This window comes from Pseudokineococcus marinus (assembly GCF_013004605.1).
Lineage (GTDB): Bacteria > Actinomycetota > Actinomycetes > Actinomycetales > Quadrisphaeraceae > Pseudokineococcus > Pseudokineococcus marinus.
The window spans coordinates 1-4,842 of record NZ_JABEMA010000237.1; the positions used below are offsets into that span (position 1 = coordinate 1).

A 4,842-nucleotide genomic window follows, 5' to 3' on the forward strand; every position below is an offset into this window, starting at 1 on the left:
GGTCGCGGGGCGGGCCGAGGACGTCGGCGCGGAGGAGTGCGGGGCGGGGGGAGCCATGGGGAGCCTTCCGACGAGGGGGGACCGCTGCGTCGGCCCGTCGGCGCTCCCGGCGGCTCCCCGGGGCGGGGCGCCGCGGGCCGGCGCCGGTGCGGGCCCACGAGGCGTTAGGGAACAACTCGGACGGCTGCGTGTCAACGTTGTCAGGTCGTGACCCCGCCTCCCCGGCGCGGCCGCGGCCGTCCTGCATACTCCCCGGCGTGCACACCGCGGACGGGGAGCGCCCCCCGACGACGCTGCAGCACGTCGCCGCGCTCGCCCGCGTGAGCCCCAAGACGGCGTCCCGAGCGCTGAACGGCGAGCGCTACGTGGCCCCCGAGACGGCGGCGCGCGTGCTGGAGGCGGCCCGGAGCGTCGGCTACCGGGTCAACGCCGTCGCGCGCGACCTGCGGCTCGGCGCCGCGCCCCCGCTCGTCGGCTTCGTCTCGGCCGACCTGGCCAACCCCTTCTACTCGCGCCTGGCCGCGGGGGTCGAGCGCGAGCTGCGACCGGCGGGCCTCCTCCTCGTGACCGTCTCCAGCGACGAGGACCCGGACGCGGAGCGCACCGCCGTCGCCAGCCTGCTGGACCGCGGCGTGCGGGCGCTCGTCGTCGCCAGCACGAGCGCCGACCAGGAGCACCTCGAAGCCGCCCGCCGCCCGGGCACGCCGCTCGTCATGGTCGACCGCGCCGGGGCCGTCCCGGGCGCGGACACCGTGGTGCTCGACAACGCCGCGGGCGCCCGCGAGGTCACGGCCCACCTGCTGGCGCGGGACGCCGGCGGGGGAGCCGGCGGGGACGGGCGCCGTCCCCACCTCGCGGTCGTCAGCGACCTCCGCCGGCTCGAGACGGGGCGGGCGCGGATGGAGGGGGTCGCCCGGGCGCTCGAGGAGGCCGGGCTGCCCCCGCTCGCCGCCGCCCAGGTGCGCGAGGCGCACGACGCGGCGAGCGCCGAGCGCGCCGTCGCGGAGCTGCTCGCGGCCGACCCGCACCCGACCGGCGTCCTGGCGATGAACAACCTGCTCGCGACCGGGGCCGTGCGGGCCCTCGCGCGGGCCGGCGCGCTCGGCGCCTGCGCCGTGGCGGGCTTCGACGACGTCGACCTCGCCGGGCTCGTCGGCCTGGCGACCGTGAGCTACGACGCCGAGGAGATGGGCCGCGAGGTGGGCCGGCTCGTGCTGGCCCGCGTGCGCGGCGACGAGGGCCCGGCGCGGCACGTCGTCGTCCCGACGCGGCTCGTGGTCCCCCCGGAGGACGACGGAGCGGACGGCGGAGCGGACGACCGCGCCGACGACGGTGCCCCAGGTCACGATCGCGTGACGTCGTTGACATCGCCGACGCCGCGCGCCTAGCGTCTCGACGTTTCATGACATCGATGTCACCCAGAGGAGTACACATGCGTTCCACCCGTCTGCAGACCGGTGTCGTGGCGGGCGTCGCGGCCCTCGGCCTGACGCTCGCGGGCTGCGGCTCCGACTCCGGCGGCTCCGGCGGCGACGGCGGCTCCGGCGGCGGGGACGCCAGTGAGGTCGAGGTCTTCACCTGGTGGGCGGCCGGCTCCGAGAAGGCCGGCCTCGACGCCCTCGTCGCCGTCTTCGACGAGCAGCACCCCGACACCGAGTTCATCAACGGCGCCGTGGCCGGTGGCGCCGGCTCGGCCGCCAAGGACCTGCTCCAGCAGCGCCTGCAGACCAACGACCCGCCGGACACCTTCCAGGCGCACGCCGGCGCGGAGCTGCAGGACTACATCGACGCCGCCCAGATCGAGGACGTCAGCTCCCAGTTCGAGGAGTTCGGCCTCACCGACGCGGTGCCGCAGGACCTCATCGACCTGCTGACGACCGAGGACGGGGCGATCTACTCCATCCCGTCGAACATCCACCGCTCGAACGTCGTCTGGGCCAACCCGCAGGTGCTGCAGGACGCGGGCCTGGACCCCGAGGCGACCTACAGCAGCATCGACGAGTGGATCCCCGCCCTCCAGGCGGTGCAGGACAGCGGCGCCACGGCGCTGTCGGTCGGCCAGGCCTGGACCCAGGTCAACCTCCTCGAGACCGTCCTCATGTCCGACCTCGGCGCCGACGGGTACATCGGCCTGTGGGACGGCTCGACGGACTGGAGCTCGCCCGAGGTGACCGCCGCCCTCGAGGACTTCGACACCCTCATGGGCTTCACGAACACCGACCGCGACGGCCTCGACTGGCCCGACGCCACCCAGCAGGTCATCGACGGCCAGGCCGGCTTCAACGTCATGGGTGACTGGGCGGAGGCCGCGTTCGAGGAGCAGGACCAGGTCGCGGGCGAGGACTACACGTACTTCCCCGTCCCGGGCACGGCCGACCAGTTCGGCTTCCTCGCGGACTCCTTCACGCTGCCCGTGGGCGCCCCCCACCCCGGCGGCGCGGAGGCGTGGCTCGAGACCGTGGCCTCCCCGGAGGGCCAGGCGGCCTTCAACCAGGCCAAGGGCTCGATCCCGGCCCGCTCGGACGTCGACCTGTCCGACTTCAGCGAGTACCAGCAGAGCGCGGCCGAGGACTTCGCCTCCGCGACGATCGTGCCCTCGCTCGCGCACGGCGCCGCGGCGCCGGTCGCCACGCTCAACGACATCACCGACGCGGTGAGCAAGTTCACCAGCGGCTCCTCGGACGTCGCGACGCTGCAGCAGGAGATGGGCGCCGCCGTCAACGGCTGACGTCCGCCGCGGCGCCCTCCCCGACCTCGGGGAGGGCGCCGCGGTGTCACCGCCCGACCCGGACCGGCGCACCGGCCCGCAGGCCCGCAGGCCCCAGCACCTCGTGGAGGACCATCCGTGACCCCTCAAGCGCCGACCGCGGCTCCCCGCGGCGCCGACGGCGGTGGAGACCGGTGAGCAGCCCCGCCACCTCCGCCGCGCGCACCGACCGCTCCTCCGGCACGAGCGCCCCGACGGGGGAGCGCCGGCGCCGGCGGCACGGCGGGCGCTACGTCGCCCCCCTGCTGCTCATCTCGCCGTCCCTCGTCGTCCTGGCCGTCTTCGTCTACGGCCTCATCGCGGTCAACATCCGGACGTCGATGACGGACGCCAACGACGCCGCGATCGCCACGGGCCGTGAGCCCGCGACCTTCGTGGGCCTGGAGAACTACGTCCGCCTGCTCCAGGACTCCGACTTCCAGCACTCGCTCGCCAACATGCTGCTGTACACGGTCGTCTTCCTCGGCGGCGCGCTCGCGGTGGGCTTCGTGTGGGCCTGGCTGCTCGACAAGCCGATCAAGGGGGAGGGCGTCTTCCGCTCCGTCTACCTCTTCCCCATGGCGGTGTCCTTCGTCGCCTCCGGCGTCGTGTGGCGCTGGCTGCTCAACTCCAACCAGGGCGACAACGCGTCGGGGCTCAACCGGCTCTTCGAGATGGTCGGCCTCGGCTTCCTGCAGAACCCCTGGTGGAGCGACCCGCGCTGGGGCATCGCCGCCATCGCGCTGCCCGCCGTCTGGCAGCTGGCCGGCTACGTCATGGCCCTCTTCCTCGCCGGCTTCCGCGGCGTCCCCGAGGAGCTGCGCGAGGCCGGCCGCATGGACGGCGCCAGCGAGTGGAAGCTGTACCGCTACGTCATCTTCCCGCAGCTGAGCCCGGTGCTGCTGTCGGCGCTCATCATCATCGGCCACATGTCGCTGAAGGTCTTCGACCTCATCCTGTCCATCGCGGACTCGTCGAACTACTCGACGAAGGTGCCGGCGGTCGACGTGCTGCAGTACAAGTCGAGCTTCGCCTACGCGGACGCGGCGGCGGTGGGCACCATCCTGCTGCTGCTCGTGGCGCTCCTCATCATCCCCTACCTGGTGCGCACCGCCCGAGCGGAGAAGACCCGATGAGCGCGACGACCGCCACCGTCAGCGGGCCGAAGCCGGACGAGCGCCTGCGGCTCGCGCCGCGTCCTCGGGAGCGGCGCTTCTCCGGGGCGCGCACGCTGCGCTACGCCCTCCTCCTGCTCTTCCTCGTCTTCGTCCTCACCCCCGTCTACGTGCTCGTCGTCACGAGCTTCAAGGGGGCGGGCGACGCCTCGCCGGACACCGCCTGGGCGCTGCCCAGCACCTGGACGCTGGAGAACTGGTCGGCGGCGTGGGAGGCGCTCGCCCCGGCCATCGGCCGCTCGTTCCTCATGGTCGTCCCGGCGGCGATCATCTCGTCCGTCCTCGGCTCGATGAACGGGTTCGTGCTCTCGCGCTGGCGCTTCCCGTACGCAAACCTCGTGTTCACGCTGATCCTCTTCGGGATGTTCATCCCGTACCAGGCCGTGGTGATCCCCCTCGCGCAGCTGCTGACCGTCACGCTGCAGGTGCCGACGGGCATCCCGTCGCTCATCATCCTGCACGTCGTCTACGGCATCCCCATCACGACGCTGATCTTCCGCAACTACTACGAGTCGGTGCCCGGGGAGCTCATCGAGGCGGCGCGCGTCGACGGCGCGGGCATGCTGCGCACCTACGCCTCGGTGATCCTGCCGGTGTCGCTGCCGGGCTTCGTCGTCGTCCTCATCTGGCAGTTCACGAGCGCCTGGAACGACTTCCTCTTCGCGGTGTTCTTCGCCTCCAGCCAGAACGGCCCGGTGACCCTGGCGCTGAACAACTTCGCCAACGGCGCGCTGCTGCAGAACTACGGCCAGTCGATGGCCGGTGCCCTGCTCGCCTCGGCGCCGACGCTCGTCGTCTACATCGTCCTCGGCAAGTACTTCGTCGGCGGGATGATGTCGGGCTCCGTCAAGGGCTGACACGCCCGAGGACCACCAGGTCCGTGCGGGAGGGCCCCGGCGCACCGCGCGCCGGGGCCCTCCC

General features: G+C 73.4%; 4 protein-coding genes. All 4 read left to right on the forward strand.

Annotated features, from left to right (window positions below; translation table 11 throughout):
• The first annotated feature begins 257 nt into the window (after positions 1-257).
• The 4 genes from HLB09_RS12995 to HLB09_RS13010 all read left to right on the forward strand — a co-directional run bounded on the left by HLB09_RS12995 (position 258) and on the right by HLB09_RS13010 (position 4,778).
• Positions 258-1,388: a LacI family DNA-binding transcriptional regulator gene (locus tag HLB09_RS12995; protein WP_171203775.1), complete on the forward strand. Its 1,131-nt coding sequence runs from the start codon at positions 258-260 to the stop codon at positions 1,386-1,388.
• A gap of 44 nt (positions 1,389-1,432) precedes the next feature.
• Positions 1,433-2,728, forward strand: a complete 1,296-nt coding sequence (locus HLB09_RS13000) for an ABC transporter substrate-binding protein (protein WP_171203776.1) — start codon at positions 1,433-1,435, stop codon at positions 2,726-2,728.
• Between the two features lie 281 nt (positions 2,729-3,009).
• Positions 3,010-3,882 carry a carbohydrate ABC transporter permease gene (locus HLB09_RS13005; protein ID WP_344552786.1) on the forward strand — a complete coding sequence of 291 codons (873 nt, stop codon included), beginning with the start codon at positions 3,010-3,012 and terminating at the stop codon, positions 3,880-3,882.
• Positions 3,879-4,778 (forward strand): carbohydrate ABC transporter permease, encoded by a 900-nt coding sequence (locus tag HLB09_RS13010; RefSeq protein WP_171203777.1) that lies wholly within the window; start codon positions 3,879-3,881, stop codon positions 4,776-4,778. The genes HLB09_RS13005 and HLB09_RS13010 overlap by 4 nt, the downstream gene beginning before the upstream one ends.
• Positions 4,779-4,842 lie beyond the last annotated feature (64 nt).